Origin of the sequence: Streptomyces sp. NPDC059851 (assembly GCF_042732005.1) — a bacterium.
Classification (GTDB): Bacteria; Actinomycetota; Actinomycetes; order Streptomycetales; family Streptomycetaceae; genus Streptomyces.
This window is the reverse complement of sequence record NZ_JBHWJJ010000044.1, coordinates 30857-57806: the sequence shown is the minus strand read 5'-3', so window position 1 is coordinate 57806 and position 26950 is coordinate 30857. Positions and strand designations below refer to the sequence as shown.

The following is a 26950-nucleotide window of genomic DNA, read 5'->3' as shown; positions in this document are numbered from 1 at the left end:
TCAAGCAGCAGACGGCATACTCGATAATGCTCGTTATGGTGGGATCGGAGTTGTGTTTTTGAGACAGTGCCGGTGCCGTGGAGGGGCCGGGACCTTGCGGAAAGGGCTACTCGGAACGGCCCGTGTAGAAGGCGACGGTGAGGTCCTTCACCAGGGCCTTCCGCTCGTAGTCGTCCAGCTCGACCAGCCCCCGCGAGGTCAGCTGGTGGACGGTGTCGTCCACCGCGTCGACGATCGAGGTCAGCACCGCGTCCCGGTGCTTGGCGTCGATCGCCGCCACCCGACGCCGCCGCATGGCCTCGGCGACCTCGGGCGCGTACTCGATGCGCGTCGGCTGGGCCGAGTACACCTCGATCCCGACCGCCTCGGTCTCGGCCGCCAGCATCCTGGTCAGCGCGTCGCCGACCGCCTCGGCGTCGCGCAGGGTCGGGGCGTCCTCGTGGAAGGCGTCCGCCGGCAGCTGGGACAGCACCCGGGCCATCGCCGACTCCACCTGCTGGGCGAGGTACTCGGTGTGGTCCTCCACGGCCAGCACGGCCCGGGCGGTGTCCTTGACCTGCCAGACGACCTGGACGACGACCTGGAGCGCGAGACCGCCCGCGTCCACGGCGGGCATCGGGTCGCTGCGCCAGTGCCGCAGGCGTACGTCGACACGGCGGCGCAGGAGCAGCGGGCTGACCCAGGTCAGGCCGGTGCGGCGGACCGTGCCGCGGTAGCGGCCGAACAGGGTCAGCACCCAAGCGTGTCCGGTTTTGCCGCGGCCCAGACCGCCGAGGGCGAGCAGGGCCACGACCCCGAGGAGGGCGAGCGGCGGCCAGAGGGTGGGGCGCAGCCCGGCGTACGGGCGGGGGCTCGCCCCGAGGGCCGCCTCGAAGACGGCGGGAAGGGCCCCGGCCCGCCAGAACACCGCCAGGCAGCCGGCGAGGGCGAGCCCGCCCACGGCCACACCGACCCAGCCGGGCAGGACGGGCCCGTGGTGCTCCCGAAGCCGGTCGTCCCCGCGGGGGACCCGGCGGCCGGGGGCGGGACGGGCCGCGCCGCGCCGGGCCGTCGGCGTGTTCGCCGGCGGGGTGCCCCGGCCGGCCGCCGAGCGCGACGTGCCGACCGCCACGGGCGGGAAGGGAAGCCGCACCGGCACGTCCGTGACCGCCACCCCGCGGCGCGGCGGGTCCTCCGTGCCGTCGCCGTCGTCCTCCGGGCCGGTGCCGTCCGGCATACCGCGGGCCACGGCCTGCGCCACGACGTCGCCGGCGGCGGGGCGGGGGCCCGGCCCACTGCCCTGGACCGGCTCGCCGCGACCGGGCTCGCCGTTCGGATGCGGGGGGAACTCCGCACCGGCGGGGCCGGTTCCGCCGTCGGCCACGGCGTGCGCCGGCGTCGGGTGGCCGGCGTCCGGCGAGGCGGGTGCCGGCGTCGGGTGGCCGGCGTCCGGCGAGGCGGGTGCCGGTACGCACACCAGCGTGTCGGGATCCTGGCCGGCCGGCCCGCCCTGCGCGCCCTGCTCGGCGCGGTCGGCAACCCCGGCCGGCGCGTGCGGCGGTCCGGCCGCGGCCCCGGCCCGGGCCGCCGGCACCTCGGCGTACGACACCGCCACCAGGGGAGCCGGAACCCCCACCACCCAGCCCCCGCGCCCGGCGGCGACCGGGGCCTCGGCCTGCGCCCGCGGGGCGACCGGCTCGGCTACCCGATCCGCGGGCGGCACGGGCCCGACCCCGGCTGCTGCTGCGGCGGCGTCCTGGCCGGTCGGCCCGGTCGCGGCAGCGGGCCCGGGGGCGGCGGCTCCCGGCCCCGGCGTACCGACCACGGAAGTGGCGCCGGCGGGGTGTGCCGCGCCCGGGACTTCACCGCCGGGCGAGAACCGGTACCCGGCGGGGTCGGCGTGCCCGGCGCCCGACGCCACGGTCACCGCCACCCGCCCGATCCGGCCGACCGCGACGGCCCCGGCTGCGCCGGGCGGCGCGGTTGCGGGCGCGTGCTCGCCCGTAGCCGCCCCGCCCGCATCGGCGGTGCGCTGCCCGGCGGCCGCCCGCCCGGGCACACCGCCCTGCGGCCGGGCCGGACCCGCGGTCCCGGCCGCCACCGCGGCGGAACCTTCAGCACCGGGCCGGACCGGGGCGGGGCCCGTGTCGCGGCCCGGATCCGCCGGTCCGTCCGCACCCGTCACCACGGGAACGCCGACGTACGGCCGGGCCCGGCCGGCGGACACGACAGCCGGACCGGCAGCCAGCGGCGACGCCGCGGCGGCGGAAGCTTCGGCGCCGGGCCGGTGCGGGTCGCCGTACGGTGATCCCGGGGCGTCCACCGCTCCCGCGCGGTCCGTGGCCGGCCGCTCGGCCGAAGCCGTCATGACCGGAACACCGGCCGTTGCGGCCTGACCTCCGGCGTGCGGCCGGGGCCGATCGGCGTGCCGGACGGGGTCGGCGTACGTGCTGTCCGGCGCGGCCACCGCATCGGGGGCGGCCGCGATCGGCCCGGGCGGGGCCACATGCCCGGCGACCGCCCACCCGGCCGAACCGACCGGAGCGGAAGGCCCAGCCGGTGGCTGCGCCTGACCAGCGGACACGACGGCCACGGTCCCGCCGGCGGCCACCGCATCCGCCTCACGGCGGGGCACGACCGCCCCCGCCACGGCGGCGGGGTGCGGCCCGGTCGCCGTCGACCGGTCGGCCGGGACCGTGGGGGCGGGGGGATCGGCCTGCGGCCGGGTCCGGCCCGCGGGCACAGCCGCCGGACCCGCGGTCGGTGACGGCGCCGCGGCGGGATCGCCGGCGCCCGACCGGGCCGAGGCGCGAACCCCGCCGGCCTCCGCCCGGGCCTGACCGGCAACGACGCCGTCCGCAGCGGCAGCCTGCTGCCCGGCCGGGTGCGGGGGCACGGCCCGGGGCGCCGCGACCGGTCGATCGGCCGAAGCCACCGGGACCGGGTGGTCCTGCGGCCTGCCCGGACCAACGGGCCCGGCCGTCCCGGCCGCTGCCTGCGGAGCCACCGCTTCGGCGTGCTCGTCCGGCACGCCCACGACAGCCGGCTGCTCGGCCGGGCACGGAACGGCGGCCTGGGGCCGGACCTGGGCAGCAGGAGCGGCGGGGGCCCGGGGCGGCGCGACCGGCCGATCGGCCGAACCCCCCGGCGCCGGGACGTCGGCCTGAGCGGAGGCGTGGCCGGTGGGCCCGGCCGGGGCGGCCGCACGGTCCGGTCGGCCTGCGGGGGCGGGCCCGGGGAGGGCGGTGCACGGGCGGTCCGTCCCTCCAGCGGTGTCCGGGCCGATCGGGCACGCAGCCGGGGCCGGGACCGGAGCCCCTGACCGCGGCGGGGCCACGGCCGCAGCGGCGTGAACCGGGCCGGCTGCCCGGGGCAGGGCGCCCGCGGGCGGCCGGGGCGGGAGCCGGAGCAACAACGTGCCCGTGGTCTGGGAGGTCGGGGCAAGGGGGGACGCCGGGGGCACGCAGAGGGTGCCCGTGGTGGAGGTGGTGCGCGTGGGGTACATCGTTGCCTCCGTCATGCGAACAGCCGGCGCCAGGTTTCCGGGCCCGGGTAGCCGTTGGCCGCGGCGCCGCGCCAGCCCTGGGCGCGCTGGAACGCCTCGACGCTGCGGCGGTCGACCTCACCCCAGCGGGGGCCGGGACCGGCTGTGTAGTACTTGCCGAAGCCCTTCTGCACCAGTCGGCGACCGAGGGCGGTGATGGACGGGTGGGAGGACCCGGGCCGGAACACCGCCACACCCGGGTAGGCCGGCACACCGGCCGGATCCGGGCGGGCCACCGGACCGGGAGCACCCGGGAGCACGGAAGAACCGGCAGTGCCCGGGCGGGCCACCGGACCGGGAGCACCCGGGAGCACGGAAGAACCGGCAATGCCCGGGCGGGCCACCGAACCGGGAGCACCCGGCGGGGCCGCGGCCGCCGGCGGGCCGGGACGGGCCGCGGAGCCGGGAGTCCCCGGACGGGCCGGGGACCCGGAGGGCCCCGTACGGGCCGGGGAGCCAAACGGGGCTTGACGAGCCGGGGAGCCGGGAGTCCCCGGACGGGCCGGGGAGCCGGACGGGTCGGGGGCGGCCTCCAGCGTCGGCAGGATGTCGTTGCCCTGCCCGTCGACCAGCAGCTGCCAGGTGTGCGGGCCGGGAATGCCGTCCACGTCGACCCCGTCCCAGCCCTGGGCGATCTGGAAGGCCTGGGTGGCCAGCAGGTCGGAGTCGGACCACTTCGTGCTGGGCCCGTTGGGGTAGAAGCGGCGGCCGCCCCGGTCGATCAGCATCCTGCCGAGCTCGGCGACGTACTGGTTGTCCGCGCCCGGGCCGAACATCGCCACCCCGGGGTAGGCCCTGGACGGCTCCGGCGCGGTGCCCCCGCCCCACACCCCGTTGTACCGGTACGGGATGTACTTCGACGCGTTGTTCCAGTACCCGTACGGCGTCGCCAGCTTCCGCGTGTACGGGCGGGTCTGCTCGTAGGCGATGTAGTGCGTGCGGGTCTCGTCGACCCACCCGCCGAAGAGGGTGACGTGCGAGCCGTTGTTGGGGTCCGCCGGGTTGTGGAAGAGGAGCATGTCGCCCGGCAGCAGCTCCTCCTTCGTGATCCGGGTCGCGAATTTGTCGAGACTGCCGGTCCACTCGTTCGTACCGAGGTTCCAGGCCATGGACACGTAGCCGGAGCAGTCCTGCCGGTAGCCGTCCCTCCAATAGCTGTACATGCTGTACGGGACCTTCGCCTCCAGCCACAGCTGCGCCCGGTTGATGATCGACGTGCGGTCGATCCGCTTCAGCGAGGACGGTGCTCCCGGGGCGCCGCCCGGCTTGACCGGGGCCGGCCGTCCGTGCAGCGGGGACCGGGCACCCTGCGGGGAGGCGGGGCCGTCACCGTCGCGACCGTGGGGGCGGGTGTGCTCGCCGCCCTTGGCGGGCTCGGCGGGCTCCGCTCCCTTCGCCGGCGTGCCGGGCCGCGTGCCCTTCGTGCCCCGGGCGGTCGCGTCGGGCGTGGTCTTCGGGGGGCCCGGAACCGGGTCGGCGGCCGGCGTTCGTGCCACCGCTGCCGGTACGGTCGCGCCGCCGGTCAGGACCACACCCGCCGCGGTGGCCAGCACCAGTGCCCGGCGTGCGCCGCGCGCGGCGGGGTGGCCGCCGTCGCGAAGCGCTATGGCCGGCGTACGGGCGAGGGAGCGGCGCCGGTGTACACATCCCGGGCAGCCGCAGTCACCTGCGGGCTCGTACTCCTCGAAAACCGGCGTCGGCATCGGCATCGGCACATGCGTCGGGGGCTGCATCGTCATGCGGGTCCGTCCACTCCCCTGCTCGTCCACTTTTCGGGCAGCCAGAGATCTGTCGGGGTATCAGATTCGGCTCCGCCCAGACATATCGTGCACGATAAACCCCTCAAACATGGGCTAATCGGACAAGGTGGGCGCGGCTGGTCATGGGCACCCCCGAACGTGGGGTAGAGTTTTCTCTGTCAGCAGGCGCCGCTAGCTCAGTTGGTTAGAGCAGCTGACTCTTAATCAGCGGGTCCGGGGTTCGAGTCCCTGGCGGCGCACAGACAAGAGGAAGCCCCTCGCAGTGAGAACTGCGAGGGGCTTCTTCGTCGTACCGGCCCGTCCCCCCTCCGGCCACTAGGGGGCGCCCGGCGCGCCGGTGGCGGTGATCCGGTGCACCGGCGGTCCGACCGGGGCTCTGGCCGACGCACCCGCCGCCGGTGCCACCCCCGCGGCCGTACCCGCGGCCTTACCCGTGCCGGTCAGGTACGCCGAGACGACCACGTTCGCCGTGTACTCCTTCGCCACCTTGTCGTACGCACCACCGCAGGTCACCAGCCGCAGTTCGGCCCGGCCCGGGACCCGCCGGCCGTACGCCTCGTCCGGGTCGAAGCGGGTGCGCTCGTACACCTGGACGTCCTCGATGGTGAACTCGGCGACCGAACCGTCGGCCCGGACCACGCGGACCTTGCCCCCAGGACGCGCCGAGCTGAGGCCGTAGAACACCGCGGGCCTGGACGCGGTGTCCACGTGCCCGACCATCAGTGCGGCCCCGGCCCCGCCCGGTTCCGCGCCCGCCCGCCACCAGCCCACCGCGCCGGGGCGGTCGTACGGGGGCGGGTCGATCGCGCCGCGGGCGTCCAGACCGCGGGGGACCACCGGGGCCTGGATGCCCAGCGACGGCACGTCGATCCGCACCGGCGGCGACGCGGCCATCGGGGCGTGCGCGGCCGGCAGGCCCGGCACGGGATACGCGGCCCCACCCGCCCGGGCGGACTGCGGCAGCGGCGGCACGCCGGTGATCTCCCGGCCCCACAGCCACAGGCCGAGCACCAGCACCGACCAGGCGGCGAAGGTCAGCAGCCGCCCGGACGGCCCCGGCTCCTCCGGGCCGCTCACCGGCGGAGCCTCACTCGCCGCTGCGGCGGCGGCGCAGGGTGAGGGCCCGGCCCGCGACGGCCAGGGTGGCCGCGGCGGCGAGGACGGCACCGATCACGGTGTGCCGCAGCCCTGGACCGTCGTCCTGGTCCTTCCTCGCGGCGGCGGCAACCCGAGCCCCCTCGGCCCCGCCCGCGCTCTGCTCCGCCCGTTCCGCGACCCGGGCCGTCTCCGCGAGCTCCGCGGCCATGCCGCCACCCCCGGCGTGGACGGGTCGGACCGGCGACTGGTGGGGGCCCGGGCGCTCCCGCCCTTCCTCCTCCCGGTCCTCCTCCCGGTCCTCCTCCCGGTCTCCCTCCCGGCCTTCTTCCTCGTCCCCTCGGCCGTGGTCCTCGGCGGGGTCCTTCCCGGAATCCTCTGCGGGGTCCTTCCCGTGCTCCTTCGCGGGGCCCTTCCCGTGCCCCTGGCCGCCGCGGCGCCCGACCTCGACGGAGCCGTGCAGCTCGGAGCCTTCGCACCGGACTTTGACGTCGTACCGGCCCGGCTCGGCACGCGAGCTGATCATCGCGTCGCCCCGCAGCGCCTTGTCCCCGACCGACGACAGGTGGACCTCGGCCACGAAAACGGAGGACTTGGCGGTCGCCCACCGGGCGTCGCAGCCGTGGACCCGCAGCTTGACCTGCGCCCCCGGCTCGGCCTGGCGCGGATCGACCGAGACGCCGCCGCGGCCCTCCTCGCCCACGAAGAAGGCGGTGGGCTCGGCCACGGCCGGCCCGGCGGTGACGGCGGTGAACGCCGACAGGGCCGCCACCACCCCACCGGCGCGGAGAGCGATCAGAGCACTGCGCATGGTGAACCTCCTCATGAAGGAGGTTCACGTGCGGCGGGCTCCTCCGCATCCGGAGCGACACGCCGTTGCGCCGATCGGATCACACAAGATCGACCAGGTCAGCGATGGAGTCCACCGTCCGGGTCGGGCGGTACGGGAACTTCTCGGTGTCCTCGACCGTGGTCAGGCCGGTCAGCACGAGGAAGGTCTGCATGCCCGCCTCCAGCCCGGCCAGGACGTCGGTGTCCATCCGGTCGCCGATCATCGCGCTGCTCTCGGAATGGGCGCCGATGGCGTTCAGCCCGGTCCGCATCATCAACGGGTTGGGCTTGCCCGCGAAGTACGGCCGCTTGCCGGTCGCCTTGGTGATCAGGGCGGCGACGGCACCCGTGGCGGGCAACGGGCCCTCGGTCGAGGGGCCGGTCTCATCGGGATTGGTGCAGATGAACCGGGCGCCCGCGTTGATCAGGCGGACCGCCTTCGTCATCGCCTCGAAGCTGTAGGTCCGGGTCTCGCCCAGGACGACGTAATCGGGGTCGTGGTCAGTGAGGATGTAGCCGATGTCGTGCAGGGCCGTCGTCAGGCCCGCCTCGCCGATGACGTACGCGGTGCCGCCCGGGCGCTGGTCATCGAGGAACTTGGCGGTGGCCAGCGCCGACGTCCAAATGTTCTCGACGGGGACGTCCAGCCCCATGCGGCTCAGGCGGGCCTGCAGGTCACGCGGGGTGTAGATCGAGTTGTTCGTCAGGACCAGGAAGGGCTTGCCGGACTCGCGCAGCCGCTTGATGAAGGCATCGGCACCGGGGATCGGGGTGCCCTCGTGGATGAGGACCCCGTCCATGTCGGTGAGCCAGGATTCGATCGGCTTGCGCTCTCCCACAGGACTGTTCTCCGCTCTCGGTGGCCCGGATGACCGTGCAAACGTGGTCTGTACCACCCTATCGGCGCCGGGCTGTGGGCGCCCCGGCCGTCCGTAGCCCGGACACCGGCACGGGACGTCAGCCGTACCGTAAGCAGACTCGTGGCGCCGGCCGGGGACCTGGAGAGGCGGTCCGGCCGGCCTTCAGCAGCTGGCCGACGAGGGCGTCGACGCGGGCGATGGCGCCGTGGGAGTGCCCGACGGCGCCGACCTGGCCGAAAGTCGGACCTGGACCAGCCGGGGCCAGGGCGGTCCGTGGAGGCGGCCGTGCACCCCGACCCCACCGTCACCGCACGGAACCCCCCGACCGCCGCAACCGTCGCCCGCCCAGCACCAGCCCGCTCCCCACCGCCACCACGGCAGCAGCCACCCCGGCCCCGAACGCCCGCCCCCGGGTCCCGGTCTGCGCAAGGGACCCGGCAGCCTCGCCGGTGTGGCCGGTGTCGCTGGTGTCGCCGGTGTCGCCGGTGCCGCCGGTGCCGCCGGGCTCGACGGAGAACCGGTAGCCCCCGGCCTCGCCGACCCAGTCCCCGTCGTCGGCCCGACGCTGCACGAGGGCCGCGTCGACCACCACCTCCCCGGGGGGTGCATCGGGCGCGAACGCCAGGTGCACCCGCACGGTCAGGGATCCGCCGGCCCCCACGGCAAAGCCGGGGAAGGCCGAGCCCCCGTCGAATACGGCGATGATCTCGTCCCGGTCACTCCGTTCCAGGCTGACCGGGAACCTGCCGCCGGGCGCCTCGAACTCCATCCGCACGTGCTCCGGCCGCAGGACGCGCGCTTCGTCCGAGAACACCACGACGGGATGGATGGAGGTGCACTCGCTGCCGGTGGTGTTCGTCAGGTCGAGGAACCAGCTCTGCGCCCCGCCGCCGGTCCGGTACACGGCCGGACCGCCACGGATCCGGGCCCCGATGGGAAAGGCGCTGCTCTTCCCGTCCCCGCAGACCGCCTGCGCCCGGGACGGCAGCGCGGGCGCAGGCCGGGCACCACCGCCGGTACCGATGTCGGCGCCCGCAGCCGGGGCGGAGACGGCAACCAGGACGGCGGAGAGGGCAAGGGCTTTGCGCAGTCGCATGGCAGACCTTCGCTTCGCTGCTCGCCGGACGGACTGACGGTCGGACGAGGCGACAATCACCACGGCCTGCCCGCACCCTGCCACGCGCGCGAGGCACTCCCGCCACAGCCGCGCCACAGCACCCACGCTTTACGCCTGATCGGCCCAGACCCGCGGGCGGGGCGGCCACAGGCAGGCGGCCGAGCCGCCGGGCCACACGCAGACGGAAGGGCCGACGAGCCGGGACCACGAACGGCCAGGCGGGCCGACGGAGGGCCGCGACGTCACAGGCAGGCCGACGGACCGGTAGCCCCAGGTGAGAGTCACGCACCCCTGAGGGGGCCACGCACCCAACGGGGGTCACGCACCCCCGAGGGGCCGCGCACCCCGAGAAGGTCAGCCACCCCCGAAGGGGGTCGCCTCGGCAGCGGTAGCCCGGCCGCCGCCTCTCCGACGGGGGCCGCATCTGGGCACCGTGCCCCCTGACCGTCCTTCGGGGCTTCCCGGCTGTCTGTTGGCATTCCGGGGCGGGTCGGGCCGTCAGGGGTGGCCGAAGGCCATCGCAACGCGACGCGACGACGAAGGAGGAGCGCCCTTGACGGGCCCGCCCCGGAAGGACAATGGGCGGCCGGGAAACCCCAGTCGCCCCTCCGCCCCCGAGCAAGGGGATCCTGCTCACCACCGAACCCGCCCGGCTGCTACCCCCCGCGCCCGAAGAACGGCGCCAACGCCAGCTCCGCCGCCCCCTCCGCCACTCCGCCCACGGCAACGCCGACCGCCGGCGCGGTACCGCCGAGGCTGCGCCCCTCCAGCACCCGGCGGACTCCCGCCGTGAACACCTCCGGAGCGGAGTCCACCACGCGTCCCCCGAGCCACACCCGGTCCGCGTCGAGCAGAGCCACCACGTTCGCGGCCCCCTCGCCCAGGATCCGGGCCGCCTCCGCCAGGTCCCCCCGGGCAACCGCCGCCAGACACAGCACCTCCGCGCAGCCCCGCCCGCCGCACCGGCAGTACGGGCCGTCCAGGCTCAGCACCTGGTGCCCGAACTCCCCCGCCGCCGACCGCGCCCCGCGGTACACCTCGCCGGCCAGCCGAAGCCCGGCACCAAGGCCACTGCCCAGGTGCAGGTACACGGAGGTCCCAGCAACGTCCAACCCCAACCCCTGCCCCAACCCCTGCCCCGAATCCACCCCCTGCCCCTGCCCCGAGCCGCGAGCCGCAGCCCCGGCGTTGGTGTCCTTATCGACCACCACCGGCGGCGCGTCCGGCCCCAACCCGTCCGCCACCGCCTGCCGCAGCGGGAACCCTTCCCACTCCGGATATCCCGTGACCCGCCCCATCACCCCGGCCCGCCAGTCGAGCGGCCCCGGCGCGGCCACCCCCACCCCCAGCAACTGCGGCCGGCCCTCCACAGCCCCGCCCAACCGCCCCACCGCCCGTACGACCGCCTCCACCACCGCATCGGGACCGGCCCCGAAGTCCAGGGGGCCACTGCACCGGTCCACGACCCGGCCCGCCAGGTCGACCCGTACCGCCTTCAGCTCGTCGCGGTCCGCGTGTACGCCGACGGCGTGGCGGGCCTCCGCCACGAGCCGCAGCAGCGTCCGCGGTTTGCCGCCGGTGGACGCGCCCCGCCCGGCCTCGGCGACGAGCCCCTCCGCCCGCAGCCGTGCCGTGATCTTGCTGACGGCCTGCGGGGTGAGGCCCGTACGCACGGCGAGGTCAGCGCGCCCGAGGCCCGCGGCCCCGGCTCCGCGCAGCAAGGCGAGTACGAGGGCATCGTTGTGCCCACGCAACGCCGGCAGGTTCACGCCGCTCACCCCGCTCACGCCGCCCGCACCAACCCTGCTGCCACCGACACTTCCCCTGCTACCCCGCTCCACCCGCCCATTGTCCACCGTCCTTGCACTTAAGAAACACTGTTGCCAAAGTAGCCGTATGAACTCCACGCCCCCCGTCCCCACGCCCCCCGTCCCCACGCCCCCCGTCCCCACCCCCTCCACACCGCCCACCGACCCCCTCCGGGTAGCCGTGATCGGCTACGGCCTGGCCGGATCCGTCTTCCACGCCCCCCTGGTGGCCGCCACCGACGGCCTCGTGCTCGACACCGTCGTCACCTCCGACCCCGACCGGCAGGCGCGAGCCCGCGAGGCGTACCCGGACGTCCGCGTCGCCGCCTCACCCCAGGAGCTCTGGGCCCACCCCCTGGACCTGGTGGTCATCGCCTCCCCGAACAAGACCCACGTTCCCTTGGCCACGACCGCCCTGAACGCGGGCATCCCGGTCGTCGTGGACAAGCCCCTCGCCGCGACCGCCGCCGAGGCCCGCGAGCTCGCCGAGCTCGCCGACCGGACCGGAACGTTCCTCTCCGTCTTCCAGAACCGCCGCTGGGACAACGACTTCCTCACCCTCCGTCATCTCCTCGCCTCCGGCGAGCTCGGCGAGATCCAGCGCTTCGAGTCCCGCTTCGAGCGGTGGCGTCCGCAGCTCAAGGGCGGCTGGCGCGAGTCCGGTGCCCCGGAAGAGATCGGCGGCCTGCTGTACGACCTCGGCAGCCATGTCGTGGACCAGGCACTCCTGCTCTTCGGCCCGGCCGTACGCGTGTACGCGGAGACCGACGTGCGCCGCCCGGGCGCCGAGACGGACGACGACACCTTCATCGCCATCACCCACACGAACAACGTCCGATCCCACCTCTACGTCAGCGCGACCGCCGCCCAGCTCGGCCCGCGCTTCCGGGTGCTCGGCTCCCGGGCCGGCTACGTGAAGTACGGCCTCGACCCGCAGGAGGCCGCGCTGCGCGAGGGACACCGGCCGGGTGACGGCACCCCGTGGGGCGAGGAGCCCGAACACCTGTGGGGCCTCCTGGGCTCCGGCGAGTCCCCGCTGACCGGCGGCGGAACCCCGGTCCCGACCCTGCGCGGCGACTACCCGGCGTACTACGCGGCAGTGGCGTCCGCGCTGCGCAACGGCGGGCCGGCTCCCGTCACCGCCCACGAGGCGGCGCAGTGCTTGGCAGTACTGGAGGCCGCGCGCGTCTCGTCCCGGGACGGCGTCACCGTGGAGCTCTGAGACCTGGTCCCCACGCTCCGAAGGCGCTGGTGACGGCTGTTCCCGAACCGAACGATCTATCCTTCACAATCTGACGATCATCACACTTGTGAAGAATGGACTCGCCTCGTGAAGCTGACCCGGATCGCGTCGGCCGTCGCCACGGCCGCGATCGCCCCGGCCGTGCTGCTGGCCACGCCGGCTTTCGCCGCCGAAGCATCCGCTGTTGCGACGGTCGGCAAGCCCGCCGCTCCGACCGCCCCCGACCAGGACCCGATGGCCGACGGGCAGCAGCAGGGCAAGCCGACCGAGGGCCCGCAGGCAGCCAAGGACCGGGCCGCCATCCAGGCGATCCTTGCGGACCCGGCGTCCGGGCCGGGCGTACGCGAGGCCGCAGAGAAGGCGCTCAAGGGGACGGCCGAGGACATGCGGAAGTTCCTCGACGTCGAGTGGGCCAAGCAGCAGCTCGCGGACGACCGGGTGCTGGTCGCGCAGATCACCGAGGCCGGCGGCCCGGCCGTACGCAAGGCCGGCGACGCCGCCATGGCCATCGGCACGCGCGAGGCGCTCACCGAGTTCCTGAAGAACGGGCAGCACGTCGCCCGCTTCGAGGACGACAAGGCGGAGCTCGAACGCATGCTCAACGGCGCCGGCAAGGCCGTCACCGAGGCGGTGAACAAGCTGCTGGGCAGCGGTACTCGCGAGGAGGTGCGCGAGTTCGTCCAGAACGGGCAGCACAAGGCCCGTGCCGAGGACGACCGCAGCGCGCTGCTCGGCATGCTGAAGGACGCCGGACCGGGTCTGAAGGAGGGCATCGTCAAGCTCCTCGAAAAGAACCCGACGCCCGCCGAACTGCGTACCTTCATGACCACGACGCAGCACCAGCTGCGCGACGACGACAACGCCGTCCTGATCTCGGCGATGGTGAAGGGCGCCGGACCCGAACTGAAGAAGGCCGCGCTCGCCGCCCTCAAGGGAACGCCCGCCGACCGCACCGAGTTCCTGAAGAACGGCCAGCACGTCGCGCGCGCCAAGGACAAGGCCACGGGCGACAAGAACGGCAAGGACGCCAAGGACGGGGGCGAGGACGGCGACAAGAGCGGCGGAAAGGGCTCCACCGCCAAGTCCGCCTCGGACACCGGCTCCGGAACCGGCTCCCACGACGCCGACAAGGCGACCCCGCCCGGCAGCTCCGGCCCGCTGGCCAGCACGGGCGCCAACGCACAGCTGGCCGTCGCGGCGGGAGCGGGCGCGGCCGCGCTGGGCGCGGGCTCGGGCCTGCTCTACGCCGGACGCCGCCGCCGTACGGCAGCCAAGGGCTGACGGGCGACGCCCAGGGCCCAGCGGGGCGGACCGTCCAGGCCCACCCCGCTGCGCCCGAGCCGGCCCCGACTCCGGGCCGTGAACGCCGGGCCGAAGCCCGTACCCCGAAGCGAAAGCCGCCAGCCCCCGACGCCCATCCCCCGCGCCCATCCCCGCGCCCATCCCCGCGCCCAACCGCCCGCCGCCCAGCGCCCGGCCCCCTACGCGCTCTTGAACACCTGCCGCTGCCGCCCCAGCCCCGCGATCTCCAGCTCCACGACATCGCCGGCCCGCAGATACGGCTTCGGCTCCGGCTGGCCCATGGCGACGCCCGCCGGCGTGCCGGTGACGATGACGTCGCCGGGGTGGAGCGTCATGAACTGACTCAGGTAGCGCACGACCTCGCCGACCGCGAAGATCTGGTCGGCGGTGTTGCCGTCCTGCTTGAGCTCCCCGTTGACCCACAGCCTGACGTCCAGCACCTGCGGATCCGGGATCTCGTCGGCGGTCACCAGCCAGGGGCCGAGCGGGGTGAAGGTCTCGCAGTTCTTGCCCTTGTCCCAGGTGCCGCCGCGCTCGATCTGGAACTCGCGCTCCGAGACGTCGTTCACGAGCACGTACCCGCCCACATGGGCGAGCCCCTCCTCGTCGGTGGCCAGGTAGCGGGCGGTGCTGCCGATGACGACACCGAGCTCGGCCTCCCAGTCCGTCTTCACGCTGCCGCGCGGGATCAGGACGGTGTCGTCCGGACCGACCACGGTGTCCGCGGCCTTGAGGAACAGGATCGGCTCGGCGGGCGGCTCGGCACCGATCTCGGCGGCGTGCTCGAAGTAGTTCAGCCCGATGCCCACGACCTTGCCGGTACGACCGACCGGCGCGCCGATCCGCAGCCCCTCCGCCTCCAGGACCGGAAGGGCCCCGGACGCCGCCGCCTCCCGTACCCGGCCCAGCACGGAGGCGTCGGCGAGCAGGGCACCGTCCACATCCGTGATCAGGCCGGACAGGTCGCGCAGGGCCCCGTCGTGGTCGAGCAGCGCGGGGCGCTCCGCCCCGACCGGTCCGACACGCAGCAGCTTCATGGGCATTCTCCCGTGGTCGAAGGTGGTCGGCCCACGGGCGTGCCCCGGGCCGGACGATGGGGTGCGGCCATCGGAGGATTGGCTGATCCTCCAAGACACCCGACCGATCCGCAAGACCCTGTTCACGGACTGGAACGCCGGACCCGGAGCACGACGGCGACGCCCTAAGCCCCGCCCACCGCCTCGCCCCGCTCCTTCCGGTACTGGAGCCAAGCCCGCTCGGCGACGGACCAGGCAGTGGTGGTCGCCAGGTACACCCCGGCGGCCAACGGCACCACGGCGGCGGTGATCAGCGTCCCGAACGACAACAGCGGCAGCACGCCCCCCATCCGACGCAACATCTCCTGCTGCTCCGCACTCAACTCGACCCCCACCGCACCCGGAGCCGACGCCTTGGAACCGGAACGGACACCGAACCCAGCACCGGCACCACCCCTGGAACCAGAACCAGCACCGACCCTGGCACCAGAACCAGAACCAGAACCAGTACCAACCCCAGAACCAGAACCAGAACCAGAGCCGGCAGCAGCCGCTCCCACCAGAGCAGCGGTCCGCCGCCCCCGCACCGCACTCCAGGCGGCAACCACCGCGATGACCGCGAACAGCGCGAGGAACACCACCCCCTGCGCCCCGAACACACCCCCGGCGCCGAGCGCATCACCCCACCGCGCACCCAAGGGGGCCGCGAACAGCCGGTGGTCCAGCAGCTCACCCGGCGAGGTGAAGGCCTGGTACATCAGGAGGAACACCGGCAACTGCAGCAGCATCGGCAGGCACCCGGCCGCCGGGGTGGCGCCCTTGAAGGCAGCCCGGCTCAGCGGGTGCAGGGCGAGCCGCACGAGGACGGTGAACAGCACGATCGCCGCAGCGGTCGCGGACTCGGCCAGCACCGGCTCCAAAAGCCGGCCCAGCTCGACAACAAGATCAGCGAAAACGGACACGCGGGCCCTCCGAAGGGTCTCGTCGAACGTCGAAGACGGACATGCGTTTCGGCGCGACGACCCACGAGGGACGCACAGCAAAAGCCCAGGCCGGCCAAACCATGGGGCCGGAGCAAGGGGAGGGGAGGAGCAGCGACGCTACGCGTCCCTACGCGGCCGTCAGGACAAGACGGCCGGGCGCCCTGGGCCGTGACCGGCCGGAGGCATCGGGATCACGCTGGGGCAGGAACGCCGTACGCTGCTCGCGATCACGGATCGCGGTACGTATGCGGTGCGGCGGCACCGGCCGTACGAGGCGCGCCACCAGGGCTGCGACCCCCATGGTGACGGCGGCGGCGATGGCCGCCAGACCGACCACGACGGCACCCGGCCCGCTCTCTCCGGCGAACAGCCAGAGGGCTCCCGCGAGCAGCAGCAGCGGCGCCAGCCGCGCCGCGACAGCACCGGCCGCAGAGGCGGACCACGAGGACACCCAACGCTTGTCGCCCTGCCCGTCCACGAATCCACCCCCTTTCGCCCACTCGACTCCGCGCAGTCGCGCAGTCGCGCACACTCACGCACAACGCTCAACGTCACGAGCCCGCCGCAGCACAGCGCACAAGGCACAACGCACAACGCCCGTACAGACGCGGCGATCCCACCCCCGATACTAACCACCCCCACCGACAACGCCCGCACCCACCAGCCGACTTAACCGGTCAGCGCCCACACCGGCCGTCAACGCACGAGCGTCCCCCACACCACGAGCCGGTACTTGGAGGAGTACTCAGGCGTACACGTAGTGAGCGTGATGTAGGCGCCGGGCTCGCTGAAACCGTGCTCCGGCCGGACCGCACTCCGCGGCACCGGCGCGATCACCCCGACATCGCGCTCACTCGTCTCGGCCAGGGTCTTGCGCACGGCGTACGTGAACGTGCGCCCGCGCACCTCGACGATCAGCTCGTCCCCGACCCTCAACCGGTTGATGTACCGGAACGGCTCCCCGTGCGTGTTGCGGTGCCCGGCCAGTGCGAAGTTCCCCTCCGCGCCGGGTTGGGCGGTACCGGGGTAGTGGCCGGCGTACCCCTTGTCGAGCACAGCCCGCTTGTCGACCCCGTGCGCGACGGGCACGACCACACCGAGCCGTGGAATCCGCAGCACCCCGTACGCGGAAGAAGCCCCCGGCGACGGCGGCACCCCTGGACCACCGGCAGCCCCAGCCGAGGCAGAACCACCAGCAGCCGGAACCGAAGCGGAAGGCGCCGTCGAAGGCGAGGGCGAAAGCGCAGGCGCAGGCGCAGGCGCAGGCGAGGACCCTCCGAGCCCCCCGGCGCCCCCGGACCCCCCAGGCCCGGAACCGCGGTCCCCCGCCCCAGCCGCCCACCCCCTCTGCAACGCCGCGACCTGCCGCTCCGCCGAGGCAGCCGCCAGCCGGTTGGTCCACCACACCTGGTGCACGACCAGTAGCAACACCACCACGCCCCCCGTGACGGCCAGTTCGGCCGCCACCCACAGCAAGCCCCTCAACCCGGCCCGGTAGGACCCCGCTCCGCGGCCGTGCACCACCACACGCATGTGATCCCGCACGGGGCGCACCTTAAGACCTCCCCCGCCAACAGACCAGCAGCAGTACGGTGTGAACCATGCGCCCCGACACGCCTGCCGAGCACATCGCCGAAGCCGAGCGCCTGATCCGCACGGCGACCCGCTACCCCGAGGACCAGGAGCCGCTGCTGCTCCAGGCCGCGGCCCACCTCGAACTGGCCGACGCACGAGAACGGGCGAGCGCGCTCTACGACCAGCTCCTGGCCGGCAAACCCGCCAACGTCCACCTGATCAAGGCGCTTCAGGCCGCGAACCTGTGGGAATACGGGCACGAGCCCGAGGCGCGCGCCCTCATCCAGGGCATCCGGGCCGCGGGCCCCTCGGACCCGGCCCCCTGGGAGGTCATCGCGGAGGCCCTGGAGGCCCACGACGAGCTGATCGACTCGGAGGAGTGCTTCACCCAGGCGGCCACCCTCCTCATCTCGGACGCCGCCCCGCTGACCCCGGCCACCACGGCCCTCCTGACGGGCCGCCACCGGGTGCGCCGCCTGCTCGGACTCCCGCACGACGACTGGGACATGGTCGCCGACACCCGCCACACCGGCCCGATCCCACTGGACGAGCTGCACGACCCGAAGCGCATCTGGGCCCTGGGCTCCGACGACCCGGCCGAGCTCCGCGCCGAGATCGCCCGCCTCCGCGCGGAGCTGGGCGACCGCCGCGCCGCCCTGTCGCGCCCCTTCCCGGTGGCGATCCTGCACTGGCCGCAGCGGGAGCTGGCCGAACTGCTGACCAGTTACCCGACCCTGGCCGCGGAATACCCCTCGCACGAGGCGCACCTGGCCCAGATCGAGACGTCCCTCCGCGCCCTGGCCGCCTCCGGCACGACGAACCTCGGCATCGTGACGGCCAGCGTCCCCTCGTACGAGGCGTTCGCGGCATCGGAGAAGACCTCCCCGGCCTCCCCGTCCCTCCTCCCGGAGTACGCGACGACCCTGGCCGCCCGGGGCAAGGCAACCCCCTGGCCCCCGGCCCCGAACGCCGCCTGCTGGTGCACCTCGACCAAGCCCTACGCCGAATGCCACGGCCGACCCCACACGGCGTGACCTGCGTCGAACGCGTTGGCCCGACGTACGCCGCCTGATCAGCACCCGAAGGGGAACTCCAGCTGTTGGTGGCCGCGGGCCGTGGCCGTGGGTGGGGTGAGGCGGGACGCGGCCAAGGTCAGGAGGGTGCGGAGGGCCCGTGTGACCTCGTGCGGGCTGTCGCGGACCATCGACGGGGTCGCGCTGACCACCAGGATGCCGTGGGCCTCCAGGCGGAGCCGGCGGCGGAGGGTGGCCTGCCAGGCGTCGCGGGTGTAGTGGTACTCCGCCGAGTCGATCTCCAGGGCCACGCCCTCGCCCGGCCAGTACGCGTCCGGACTGGCCAGGAAGGTGCCGTCCGGGGTGTGGAGGCGGGCGTTCCACAGCGGGGTCGGGAGGTCCGTCGCGTCGAGCGCCTCGCGCGCCCGGGCTTCGGCCGGGGAGCGGACCCCCGCCAGGAGTTCCGCCGCCGCGGCGCGGATCGCCGGGCGTCCCAGGAGCCGCGCGGTGCGGAGTTCGGCGTACAGGTCCTGCGGGTGGCACCAGCTGGACTGGACGACGTGGGCGAGGACCGCGCGGACCCGGTCTGGGTCGGTGGCGCGGGAGGCGAAGTCGGCCGCCGCGCGGACCGGCCGGGTGGAGGGGATGCCCGCCACCGTGATCGTCCGGGGCCAGCGGGCGGTCGGCACCGGCCGGACGCCGGGAGTGGCGGCCGGCCGGCGCGGGGCGCGGACCAGGACCTCGGCCGGGGTCCGGGGGGCGTCGCGGATGCCGAGCAGGGCCAGGGCGGCGCCGCCGGTGAGGGCGGCCGTCGTACCGGACAGCGGGTCCGCGGCCGGCTCGGCTGCGTACAGGACGGCTGCGAGGGCGCGCTGGTGGTCGTCCGGGGGGCCGGTCTGCAGGAGGTACACGCGCGGCAGTAACCGCTGCCAGGGGCCGCCGGGGCGGGTGCGGGAGGTGACGGTGCCGTCCGGGACGCCGGATGCGGTGAGCTGGCGACGGGTGGCGAGGTTGAGCTGCCTGCGGAACGGGGTCGGGGGCGGGGGCGGGGTGGGCGTGCCGACCCGTGCCCGGGGACGGAGGAGGGGGCGGGGACGGGGTTGCGGTCGGGGACCGGGACGGCGGTGCGGGTTCGGTGTGATCATGCCGGCGGTATGCCCGCCCGGGAACGGCCGGACGCCTGGGCGGCCCCGACCTGCCCCGACCTCAAGACGTGTCGACCTCAAGACGTGTCGACCTCTCGACCCATACCGAGCCGTCCGGCCCGTCCAACCCGTCCGGCCCGCCCGGCGGTCCTTCTAGCGGCCCGGGTGATCCGGGGAGAGGAAGACGATGACGGCCGTGGTGCGGGTGCCCGGGAGGGGGGTGACCTCGTGCCAGCCCAGGCGGCGGTACGTGGCCACGGTGTCCGTCGCCAGGCGGGAGGTCAGCAGCCAGGCCCGCCGGTCCGGGGCGTCGGCGATGACCTCGGCGAGCAGGGCGCGGCCGGTGCCGCGGCCGCGCGCGTACGGTCGTACGGCGAGCTCGTCGATCTCCAGCGCGCCCGCGAGGAGGTCCCGTACCCGGTCGGGGCCGAGCTGCTTGGCGACCTGGGCGTACCCGCGGTCCGAGGGGAGGGCGGCCGGGGTGAGCCAGGCCGTGGCGAAGCCGTCTACGCCTGCGGCGGACTGGGCGATCGCCGTACGGAATCCGGGGCGCCGGCTGTCGGAGTGCAGGCGGGCCGCGAACTGGCGAATGGTTTCCGCACCCTCGTTCCACGGCGGGGCGGAGAACACCTCGGCGTAGGCGTCGACCAGTTCGTCCGTGAGATCGAGGACGGCCTCTCCGTAGCAGATCACGATGTCCGCCTCTCTCTTCGTCCCGTTTGGGGTGGGAGGGCGACTGTATGCCCGTCCGGGACCACGGGGCGCGTATCGCACGGATCCGGCGAGTGGGCGACAAATCCCCTCCCCGCCTCCGTGTCGGCGGACGGGGCAGCGGCGTTGAGCAGCCCGTGGACAGACTGCTTCGGGCGGCCGGCCGGTGCGCGCTCGCCTTCCTCCTCGTGCTGGGTGTGGTGGCGCTGCTGCCCAATGCCGTGCAAGAGGCCGTACCGGATGCGGTGATCGGCGGGGTCGTGCTCGTGCTCGGGGCACTGGCTGCCGCCCGCCGGGTGCCGAAGCGGCCGCGTTAGCCTCGTAGGGCGGGCGACGCGGCGTACACACGTACGGGCGGCCTACGTCCGACGGGCGAACCGGCCGGCGCACCGGCCCTGCGGCGCGACCGGTGTGCGCACGGGTGCACGGCGGGCAGGGGCTCGGGACCGGAGCACGGACCCCGCCGCCCCCGGCGCGGATGGTGCGGCGCGCCGCACACGCACACACCGATACACGGATTCGATTCGACGAACGTACGAGGGAGTTGGGCATGGCGCGGGTACCGAGTTCCGCAGTGGCGGCCGCCGGGCTGGTCGGCGGTTACGCCGTCGCCCGGTGGACCAAGAAGCGCCCGCTGGGCGGTGTCGTACTGGGCGCGGCCGGGATCGCGGCCGGACGCGAGTGGCACCGGCGCGGCGGTGTCCCCGCGGCGGCCGGGCTCGGGGCGCTGTACCTGGCCGGCTTCGCCGGTGCGCACCCACTGGCTAAGAAGGTCGGGGCATGGCCGGCCGTGCTCGGCGCGACCGCGGTCGTGGCCGCCACCGCCTGGGCCGTGGCCGACCGCAGCTGAGCACCGGGAGCGGGGACCCGCCGGCCCTCCCCGCCCCGGCCCGAGCAGCACCCGGAGGTGGCCCGGAGGTGCGGGTCGGCGTGCCTCCGGGCACCCCGAGGCCGGGTACTGCGCAGCAGCCACATCGCCGGCCGCCGTCCCCGCCCCCGCCCCCGACCCGCCGGTGCGGCCGGATCGCGCAGCTGTCGACGGGCTACGCACCAGGCAGCCGCTCGCGTACGGCGGGACGGGCGCCCCTCCTCGGCGGTCGGGCCGGAAGGCCGTGGAGGGGCGGCCGCCCAGCTCCCGGGAGAGGGGCGTCGGGTGGAGCGGGAGGGCCCCCGGCGCGTCGCGCTACGCGCCGAGCACGCGGGACGCCGTGTGGATCAGGAGCCCCGCCAGGGCACCGACGACCGTGCCGTTGATGCGGATGAACTGGAGGTCGCGGCCGATGTGGGCCTCGATCTTCCGGGTGGTCTGCTCCGCGTCCCATGCGGCCACCGTCTCCGTGATCAGCGAGGTGATCTCCGCCCGGTACGTGGTCACCACGTACACCACCGCGCCCTCTATCCACCCCTCCACCTTGTCCTGGAGCCGCTGGTCCGTGGCCAGCCTCGCCCCCAGCGACAGGAGCGACGCCCGCACCCGCAGCCGCAGCTCGCTGCGCTCGTCCTCCGCCGCCGACAGGATCAGCGACCGGATCGCCGTCCACGCGGAGGCGATCACGTCCTGGATCTCCTCCCGCTCCAGGATCTCGACCTTGAGCCGCTCCACCCGCACCCGGGTGTCCGTGTCCGCCTGGAGGTCGGCCGCGAAGTCCGTCAGGAACCGGTCCACCGCCCCGCGCGCCGGGTGCTGCGGCATGTCCCGCATCTCGGTGAGGAAGCGCAGCAGCTCCTTGTACACGCGCTCGCCGACCTTGCGGTCCACGAACCGCGGGGTCCAGCCCGGCGCACCGCCCTGGACGGCGCCCATGACCGAGTCCCCGTGGGTCACCAGCCAGTCGCGCGCCTTCGCGCACACCAGGTCCACGACCCTGTGGTGGCCGCCGTCCGCGACGACCCGTTCCAGGGTCTTGCCGATGCCCGGCGCGATCTCGGCGGACTCCGCGCGCCGCGTGATGGCCTCCCCGACGACCGCCTGGACGTCGGAGTCGCGCAGTACGGTCAAGGCCCCGCGCAACGCCGTGGCGAGCTCGGCCGTGACCCGGTCGGCGTGCGCGGGCTCGGCCATCCAGACCCCCAACCGCCGGCCGATGCCGAGGGCGTGCAGGCGGGCGCGGACCACGGCCGAGGAGAGGAAGTTCTCGCCGACGAACTCGCCGAGCGAGGCACCGAACTGGTCCTTCTTGGTCGGGATGATCGCGGTGTGCGGGATGGGCAGGCCGAGCGGGCGGCGGAACAGCGCCGTGACCGCGAACCAGTCGGCGAGCGCACCGACCATGCCCGCCTCAGCGGCAGCCCGGACGTAGCCGACCCAGGCACTGGCGCCGGTGTGCTCCGCCCAGGTGGCGAGTACGTACACCAGCGCGACCAGGAGCAGCAGGCCGGTGGCGGTGGCCTTCATCCGGCGTACGCCGCGCCTGCGCTCCTCGTCCGCCGCGCTGAACACGAAGCCGCTGAGGGTGGCGGTGCGGGCCGCCGACCTGTCGCCCCGGCCGCCGCCGCCGGTGCCGGTGCCTCCGGCAACGGCCAGCACCGTGCCGGTGCGCGCCCCTGCGCCAGTTCCGGCTCCCGCCCCGGGCCGCGGGCCGACCGCCGGGCGGGCACCGACCTCGGGACTCTCGGCACCGGCACCCCTACCGGGCTTCGGGGTAGGGCTGGGGTCGGAACTGGAACTGGGATCGCGATCGGGGTCGGGATCGGGGTCCGGTCTGGGGTCGGGCCCCGGCTCGGAGTGGGCGCCCCAGTGACGGCCGGTTCCCGCCCCGGCGCCCGCACCACGCCCGGAATCCGCGCCATGCCCGGAATCCGCGCCACGCCCAGGCTCCGCGCCACGCCCGGGGCCGCTCCCAGAGGCCGCCCCGGCTCCCGAGCCGGGAGGGGCACCGGGTTCCGGGGTGCCGGCACCGGAGCCGGGGGTGCCGGCACCGGGTTCGGGGGTGCCGGGGCCGGGGCCGGCGCCAGATCCGGTTCCCGGGCCGGGACCGCCCGTCCCCGAGCCGGAGTCGGAGTCGGAGGCCGAGCCGGCCCCGGAGGCAGCACTGCTCGCCCCGGAGCCGGGATCCGGGCCCGGGTGGCCCGTCCCCGGGCCGCGGCCCGGGTCTGGGCCGGCCGGGGCGCCGCCTTCGGGTGCGGTGCGGTCGTTCACGTGCTCCTGCCTTCCCCCGGGCGCCGGTTTTGTCTGCATAGGATCCGACTCCCCGCGCGCCCGAAGAGTTCCCGGCGCGCCCGGCGCGCCGTTCTCACCGCCCTCACAGCTCCTTGCGCAGGCTCGGGCCGCCCAGCCCCTCCGGGCCCTTCGGCTGCTTCGGCGTCTTCGGCGGCTTGACCTTGACCTCCACCCCGCCCCAGAAGGCGAGGCCCGTCACGACCACCCGCGGGGCGCCCGGCGCCGGCGGGCCCGCGGCGCCCTTCTGTTCGAAGCCCCCCATGATCCCGACGCCCCGTACGTCGAGCTCCACGCCGGGCGGGACGATGACCTCGACCCCACCCATGATCGCGACGCAGTTGATCACCACCTCGCGCTCCGCGAAGTACGCGTCGCGCAGGTCGAGCTGGCCCCCGCCCCAGAACGCCACCGCGTCGAAGCGCTCGGGAACGGTCCAGTTGCCCTTGCGCTCGAACCCCGCCATCACGGCCACGGCAGTGCCGGAGGCCCCCTCGGGCCTCCCGACGCCGACCCGTGCCGCCCAGGAGCGGTCCTCCCCCGCCCCCGCCACCGGGAACGACACGCCGACCGTCGCACCCCCGGGCGCCGGCAGGTCCTTGGTCAGCGGCTCCAGTTCGGCGTAGGTGCGCGATGTGTACGCAGCCTCCAGTCGCTCCTCGAATTCGTCCATGTCGAGCCGGCCCTCGGCGACGGCGTCGCGCAGCCGCTCCACCACCCGCTCCCGGTCGGCATCCGACGCCCTGAGTTCCGGCAACGGCTTCTGCGGCCCCTCGTCAGTCATGGGGTCCAGCCTATGCAGCCCGACACGGGAGTTGTACGGCCCGGACCCCCGTCTTGTCCCCTGATCCGCCCCTGATTCATCCCTGGCCGGGACCCCCTACGAAGTCCCCACCGCACGGCACCGTCGTACGGGGCCGAACCGCAACCCCCGAACCGCATCCCCCGAACCGCATCGCCCGAACCGCAACCCCCGGACCGTCCGCGGACGAAGCGCGCCTCACCCCCGCCCCGCGTACATCCGCGCGATGACGTCCTCGATGTCCGGCTCCCGTACCGACAGGTCCGACAGCGGGTACTTCGCCGCCACCTCCGCGACCAGCGGCGCCGCCGATGCCCCCGCCGGGAACGCCAACCACTGCCGCGGCCCCTCCACCTTCACCACCCGCGCCCCCGGCACGCTGATCGCCGGAAGCTCCCGTTCCAGGTCCAGTACGAGCATCCGCTCGCTCTCCCCCACCGACCCGGCCGCATGCAACCCGGCCAGCGCCCCGTCGTACATCAGCCGCCCGTGGTCGATGACCATCACCCGCTCGCACAGCTGCTCGATGTCCTGGAGGTCGTGGGTGGTCAGCAGCACCGTCGTGCCGAGTTCCCGGTTCAGCTGCCGCAGGAATCCCCGCACCTTCGCCTTGCTCACCACGTCGAGCCCGATCGTCGGCTCGTCCAGGTACAACACGTCCGGATCGTGCAGCAGCGCCGCCGCGACGTCCCCCCTCATCCGCTGCCCCAGCGACAGCTGCCGCACCGGCACGTCCAGCAGCGGGCCCAGGTCCAGCCGGTCCACGCACCGCTCCAGGTTCTCCTCGAAGCGGGCCCGCGGGATCCGGTACAGCCGCCGCACCAGCCCGTACGAGTCCTTCAGCGGCAGGTCCCACCACAGCGTGGTGCGCTGCCCGAACACCACCCCGATGCGGTGGGCCAGCCGCATCCGCTCCCGCGCCGGGTCGATGCCGGCGACCCGCAGCCGGCCCCCGCTCGGGGTCAGGATGCCGGTCAGCATCTTGATCGTGGTCGACTTCCCGGCTCCGTTGGGCCCGATGTAGCCGACCACCTCACCCCGCGCCACCCGGAAGCTGATCCCGTCCACGGCCCTGACCCGGTGTTTCTCCCGGCGCACCAGGCCGGCCCGGCGCCGGACGTCGAAAACCTTCTCGACCCCGTCCAGCTCGATCAGCACCTCCGCGGCCCCGTCCATGCCCTCGTCTCCCTCCTCGTCCACCACGCCTCAGCTCCCCGTGCTCCGATACGAACGAAGGCCCGCCCGCCAGGCCAGCGACGCCGGCACGAGCACCGCGAACGCCACCACCGGGCTCATGAACGCGAGCCACCCCGGCAGTCCCAGCGGGTCCGACCGCCCCAGCACGTACAGCGCGGGCAGCCAGTTGACGAAGGCGAGCGGCACGAGGAACGTGACCCCGCGCAGCAGGTCCTTCGCGAAGATGGTCGGCGGGTACTGCAGCATCGTGTTGCCGCCGTACGTGAAGGAGTTCTGAACCTCCGCCGCGTCCCCCGCGACGAATTGGAACGCCGCTCCGGCCACCATCACCGCCCCGAAGATCGCCGCCCCGGCCACGACCATCACGGGCAGCAGCAGGGCCTTGGCGAACGTCCACTCCACGTCCAGCACCGCCACCGCCCAGGCCGTCACCCCCAGCCCCTGCACGACCCGGCCCAGCCGGCGCAGCGCGAACCGGTCCGCCGCGACCTGCGCGAGCACCGGCACGGGCCGCACCAGCATCGTGTCCAGCGAGCCGTCACGGACCCGCAGCCCGACCCGCTCGAGGTTGCCGAGCAGCAGGTCGGCGAGCCCGAGCGAGGCGGCCGAGGTCCCGTACAGCAGCGCGACCTCGGGCAGGGTGAACCCTCCCAGCGCGTCGACGTGCGAGAACATGAGGAAGATCGCGACGAAGTCGAGCAGCGTGATCGCAGCGTTCCCGACCGTCGACAGCACGAACGACGCCCGGTACGCCATCGTCGACCGGATCCACATCGCCGCGATCAGACCGTAGCCGCGCAACCCCTCCACCGCTCGCCCGCCCCGCCCCGCCGGAAACCCAGGAACCCCCCGAACCCCCTCAGCCACCCTGGACCACCACCTTCCGCGTCGCGGCCGACTGCATCAGCCGCCCGAGCGCCAGCAGTACGCACGCCCAACCCGCCTGGAACGCCAGCGCCCGCGCCACGTCCCCAGCCCCCGCGTACCGGCCCAGCAGCACGTCCAGCGGCACCTGGAGCATCGCCGACCACGGCAGCACCCGCACCACCTCCCCGAAGCCACCCGGGAACACCGTCAGCGGCAGCAACATCCCGGAGAAGAAGATCGCGGCCACCGTGGCCATCAGATTGACCCCGGCCCCGTCCATCAGCCAGAACGCCGCCAACCCCAGCAGGAAACGCAGCGCGAAACTCACCACCAGCCCCAGCAGCACCGACCCCAGGAACAGCAGCCAGCGCAGCGGATCGACGGGAAGCGCCAGCTCGAAGGCCAGCGCCCCGGCCACCAGCGGCACCGCCCCCCGCGCCACCAACTGGAACGCCGCCCGCCCCAGGTCCGCGGCGAGCCACCACATCTGCAGGTCCGCCGGCCGGTACAGGTCCACCGCGATGTCCCCGGTCCGGATCCGCTCCTGGAGCTCCTCCTGGAACCCCCCACCCATCAGCGCCGTCGCCGCCAGCATCGCCTGGCTCACCCACACGAACGTCAGGGCCTGCGCCTGGTCGTAACCACCGAGACCGGGGCGCTCGTCCCACAGCGCGACGTACGTGTACGCCAGGATGAAGCCGAAGACGGTGTTCGTGAACACCCCTGCCGCCGTCGCCGTTCCGTAGGTGGCGTACCGCCTCAACCCCCCGGCAGCGACGGCCAGGTAGAGCCGCGCCCGCACCCCCACCCGCTGGCGCACCGTATCCCTCCGATTTCCCGCGTCGTTCCCACGTCGTCCGTGCCCCGGTCGAAGCCGCGCGAGCTTAGTGCGGAGGAGCGATCCATGCGACCGAATTACGCCCGTCCAAGGCGGAATGCCCAGCC

General features: G+C 74.5%; 23 protein-coding genes and 1 tRNA gene. 6 read left to right on the top strand and 18 right to left on the bottom strand.

The window, feature by feature from the left end; all coding sequences use genetic code 11:
- Positions 1-106: 106 nt before the first annotated feature.
- Both ACFV7Q_RS17850 and ACFV7Q_RS17845 read right to left on the bottom strand, forming a co-directional pair.
- A complete protein-coding gene (locus tag ACFV7Q_RS17850; RefSeq protein WP_385429357.1) occupies positions 107-2347 on the bottom strand; it encodes an SPFH domain-containing protein in 2241 nt (746 codons plus the stop codon).
- Positions 2348-3495: 1148 nt separating this feature from the next.
- Positions 3496-5226: a peptidoglycan-binding protein gene (locus ACFV7Q_RS17845; RefSeq protein ID WP_385429368.1), complete on the bottom strand. Its 1731-nt coding sequence runs from the start codon at positions 5224-5226 to the stop codon at positions 3496-3498.
- 222 nt (positions 5227-5448) lie between these two features.
- Here ACFV7Q_RS17845 and ACFV7Q_RS17840 point away from each other — a divergent pair.
- A tRNA-Lys gene (locus ACFV7Q_RS17840) sits at positions 5449-5522 on the top strand.
- A 76-nt stretch (positions 5523-5598) separates the two neighbouring features.
- On the opposite strand, the gene ACFV7Q_RS17835 is transcribed toward ACFV7Q_RS17840, so the two are convergent.
- The 5 genes from ACFV7Q_RS17835 to ACFV7Q_RS17815 all read right to left on the bottom strand — a co-directional run bounded on the left by ACFV7Q_RS17835 (position 5599) and on the right by ACFV7Q_RS17815 (position 10973).
- Complete coding sequence (locus ACFV7Q_RS17835) at positions 5599-6360, bottom strand: class F sortase (RefSeq protein ID WP_385429355.1); 762 nt, start codon at positions 6358-6360, stop codon at positions 5599-5601.
- Positions 6361-6370: 10 nt separating this feature from the next.
- Positions 6371-7189 carry a hypothetical protein gene (locus ACFV7Q_RS17830; protein ID WP_385429353.1) on the bottom strand — a complete coding sequence of 273 codons (819 nt, stop codon included), beginning with the start codon at positions 7187-7189 and terminating at the stop codon, positions 6371-6373.
- 79 nt (positions 7190-7268) lie between these two features.
- Complete coding sequence (locus ACFV7Q_RS17825; protein WP_385429351.1) at positions 7269-8048, bottom strand: HAD-IIA family hydrolase; 780 nt, start codon at positions 8046-8048, stop codon at positions 7269-7271.
- 325 nt (positions 8049-8373) lie between these two features.
- Positions 8374-9165 carry a hypothetical protein gene (locus tag ACFV7Q_RS17820; protein ID WP_385429349.1) on the bottom strand — a complete coding sequence of 264 codons (792 nt, stop codon included), beginning with the start codon at positions 9163-9165 and terminating at the stop codon, positions 8374-8376.
- A gap of 677 nt (positions 9166-9842) precedes the next feature.
- Entirely contained in the window at positions 9843-10973 is a 1131-nt protein-coding gene (locus ACFV7Q_RS17815) for an ROK family protein (protein ID WP_385429348.1), read from the bottom strand.
- A 109-nt stretch (positions 10974-11082) separates the two neighbouring features.
- On the opposite strand from ACFV7Q_RS17815, the gene ACFV7Q_RS17810 reads away from it, so the two are divergent.
- Together ACFV7Q_RS17810 and ACFV7Q_RS17805 are read left to right on the top strand one after the other, a co-directional pair.
- A complete protein-coding gene (locus tag ACFV7Q_RS17810; RefSeq protein WP_385429346.1) occupies positions 11083-12216 on the top strand; it encodes a Gfo/Idh/MocA family oxidoreductase in 1134 nt (377 codons plus the stop codon).
- A gap of 108 nt (positions 12217-12324) precedes the next feature.
- Positions 12325-13518: an ALF repeat-containing protein gene (locus ACFV7Q_RS17805; RefSeq protein WP_385429344.1), complete on the top strand. Its 1194-nt coding sequence runs from the start codon at positions 12325-12327 to the stop codon at positions 13516-13518.
- Between the two features lie 200 nt (positions 13519-13718).
- Here ACFV7Q_RS17805 and ACFV7Q_RS17800 read toward each other — a convergent pair whose 3' ends face one another.
- From ACFV7Q_RS17800 to ACFV7Q_RS17785, 4 genes are all read right to left on the bottom strand, one after another.
- A complete protein-coding gene (locus ACFV7Q_RS17800; protein ID WP_385429342.1) occupies positions 13719-14576 on the bottom strand; it encodes a fumarylacetoacetate hydrolase family protein in 858 nt (285 codons plus the stop codon).
- 164 nt (positions 14577-14740) lie between these two features.
- Positions 14741-15517 carry a YidC/Oxa1 family membrane protein insertase gene (locus ACFV7Q_RS17795; RefSeq protein WP_385429340.1) on the bottom strand — a complete coding sequence of 259 codons (777 nt, stop codon included), beginning with the start codon at positions 15515-15517 and terminating at the stop codon, positions 14741-14743.
- Between the two features lie 148 nt (positions 15518-15665).
- Complete coding sequence (locus ACFV7Q_RS17790) at positions 15666-16016, bottom strand: DUF6412 domain-containing protein (protein ID WP_385429338.1); 351 nt, start codon at positions 16014-16016, stop codon at positions 15666-15668.
- Between the two features lie 218 nt (positions 16017-16234).
- Complete coding sequence (locus ACFV7Q_RS17785) at positions 16235-17071, bottom strand: class E sortase (RefSeq protein WP_385429366.1); 837 nt, start codon at positions 17069-17071, stop codon at positions 16235-16237.
- Between the two features lie 68 nt (positions 17072-17139).
- On the opposite strand from ACFV7Q_RS17785, the gene ACFV7Q_RS17780 reads away from it, so the two are divergent.
- Positions 17140-18147, top strand: coding sequence for a hypothetical protein (locus ACFV7Q_RS17780; RefSeq protein WP_385429336.1), 1008 nt, complete (start codon positions 17140-17142; stop codon positions 18145-18147).
- A 38-nt stretch (positions 18148-18185) separates the two neighbouring features.
- On the opposite strand, the gene ACFV7Q_RS17775 is transcribed toward ACFV7Q_RS17780, so the two are convergent.
- Together ACFV7Q_RS17775 and ACFV7Q_RS17770 are read right to left on the bottom strand one after the other, a co-directional pair.
- A complete protein-coding gene (locus ACFV7Q_RS17775; RefSeq protein WP_385429334.1) occupies positions 18186-19271 on the bottom strand; it encodes a hypothetical protein in 1086 nt (361 codons plus the stop codon).
- Between the two features lie 153 nt (positions 19272-19424).
- Positions 19425-19964 (bottom strand): GNAT family N-acetyltransferase, encoded by a 540-nt coding sequence (locus tag ACFV7Q_RS17770; protein ID WP_385429332.1) that lies wholly within the window; start codon positions 19962-19964, stop codon positions 19425-19427.
- Positions 19965-20119: 155 nt separating this feature from the next.
- Between ACFV7Q_RS17770 and ACFV7Q_RS17765 the strand changes: the two genes are divergently transcribed.
- A complete protein-coding gene (locus tag ACFV7Q_RS17765; protein WP_385429330.1) occupies positions 20120-20299 on the top strand; it encodes a hypothetical protein in 180 nt (59 codons plus the stop codon).
- 233 nt (positions 20300-20532) lie between these two features.
- The gene (locus tag ACFV7Q_RS17760; RefSeq protein WP_385429328.1) at positions 20533-20832 is read left to right on the top strand and encodes a hypothetical protein; all 300 of its coding nucleotides are present in this window, start codon (positions 20533-20535) and stop codon (positions 20830-20832) included.
- Between the two features lie 333 nt (positions 20833-21165).
- Here ACFV7Q_RS17760 and ACFV7Q_RS17755 read toward each other — a convergent pair whose 3' ends face one another.
- From ACFV7Q_RS17755 to ACFV7Q_RS17735, 5 genes are all read right to left on the bottom strand, one after another.
- Entirely contained in the window at positions 21166-22509 is a 1344-nt protein-coding gene (locus tag ACFV7Q_RS17755; protein ID WP_385429326.1) for a DUF445 domain-containing protein, read from the bottom strand.
- 715 nt (positions 22510-23224) lie between these two features.
- The gene (locus tag ACFV7Q_RS17750) at positions 23225-23923 is read right to left on the bottom strand and encodes a DUF1707 domain-containing protein (RefSeq protein ID WP_385429324.1); all 699 of its coding nucleotides are present in this window, start codon (positions 23921-23923) and stop codon (positions 23225-23227) included.
- 216 nt (positions 23924-24139) lie between these two features.
- Positions 24140-25117, bottom strand: a complete 978-nt coding sequence (locus ACFV7Q_RS17745) for an ATP-binding cassette domain-containing protein (protein WP_385429364.1) — start codon at positions 25115-25117, stop codon at positions 24140-24142.
- A 30-nt stretch (positions 25118-25147) separates the two neighbouring features.
- Positions 25148-26005: an ABC transporter permease gene (locus tag ACFV7Q_RS17740; RefSeq protein WP_385429322.1), complete on the bottom strand. Its 858-nt coding sequence runs from the start codon at positions 26003-26005 to the stop codon at positions 25148-25150.
- Positions 25998-26825: an ABC transporter permease gene (locus ACFV7Q_RS17735; RefSeq protein WP_385429320.1), complete on the bottom strand. Its 828-nt coding sequence runs from the start codon at positions 26823-26825 to the stop codon at positions 25998-26000. Before ACFV7Q_RS17735 ends, ACFV7Q_RS17740 begins: the two co-directional genes overlap by 8 nt.
- Positions 26826-26950: the final 125 nt, after the last annotated feature.

Excerpts from the sequence above, each read along its gene's own strand:
- ACFV7Q_RS17850 (WP_385429357.1), bottom strand. The coding sequence starts at position 2,347 with ATGACGGCTTCGGCCGAGCGGCCGGCCACGGACCGCGCGGGAGCGGTG.
- ACFV7Q_RS17845 (WP_385429368.1), bottom strand. The coding sequence starts at position 5,226 with ATGCCGACGCCGGTTTTCGAGGAGTACGAGCCCGCAGGTGACTGCGGC.
- ACFV7Q_RS17830 (WP_385429353.1), bottom strand. The coding sequence starts at position 7,189 with ATGCGCAGTGCTCTGATCGCTCTCCGCGCCGGTGGGGTGGTGGCGGCC.
- ACFV7Q_RS17820 (WP_385429349.1), bottom strand. The coding sequence starts at position 9,165 with ATGCGACTGCGCAAAGCCCTTGCCCTCTCCGCCGTCCTGGTTGCCGTC.
- ACFV7Q_RS17810 (WP_385429346.1), top strand. The coding sequence starts at position 11,083 with ATGAACTCCACGCCCCCCGTCCCCACGCCCCCCGTCCCCACGCCCCCC.
- ACFV7Q_RS17800 (WP_385429342.1), bottom strand. The coding sequence starts at position 14,576 with ATGAAGCTGCTGCGTGTCGGACCGGTCGGGGCGGAGCGCCCCGCGCTG.
- ACFV7Q_RS17785 (WP_385429366.1), bottom strand. The coding sequence starts at position 17,071 with ATGCGTGTGGTGGTGCACGGCCGCGGAGCGGGGTCCTACCGGGCCGGG.
- ACFV7Q_RS17780 (WP_385429336.1), top strand. The coding sequence starts at position 17,140 with ATGCGCCCCGACACGCCTGCCGAGCACATCGCCGAAGCCGAGCGCCTG.
- ACFV7Q_RS17775 (WP_385429334.1), bottom strand. The coding sequence starts at position 19,271 with ATGATCACACCGAACCCGCACCGCCGTCCCGGTCCCCGACCGCAACCC.
- ACFV7Q_RS17760 (WP_385429328.1), top strand. The coding sequence starts at position 20,533 with ATGGCGCGGGTACCGAGTTCCGCAGTGGCGGCCGCCGGGCTGGTCGGC.
- ACFV7Q_RS17750 (WP_385429324.1), bottom strand. The coding sequence starts at position 23,923 with ATGACTGACGAGGGGCCGCAGAAGCCGTTGCCGGAACTCAGGGCGTCG.
- ACFV7Q_RS17745 (WP_385429364.1), bottom strand. The coding sequence starts at position 25,117 with ATGGACGGGGCCGCGGAGGTGCTGATCGAGCTGGACGGGGTCGAGAAG.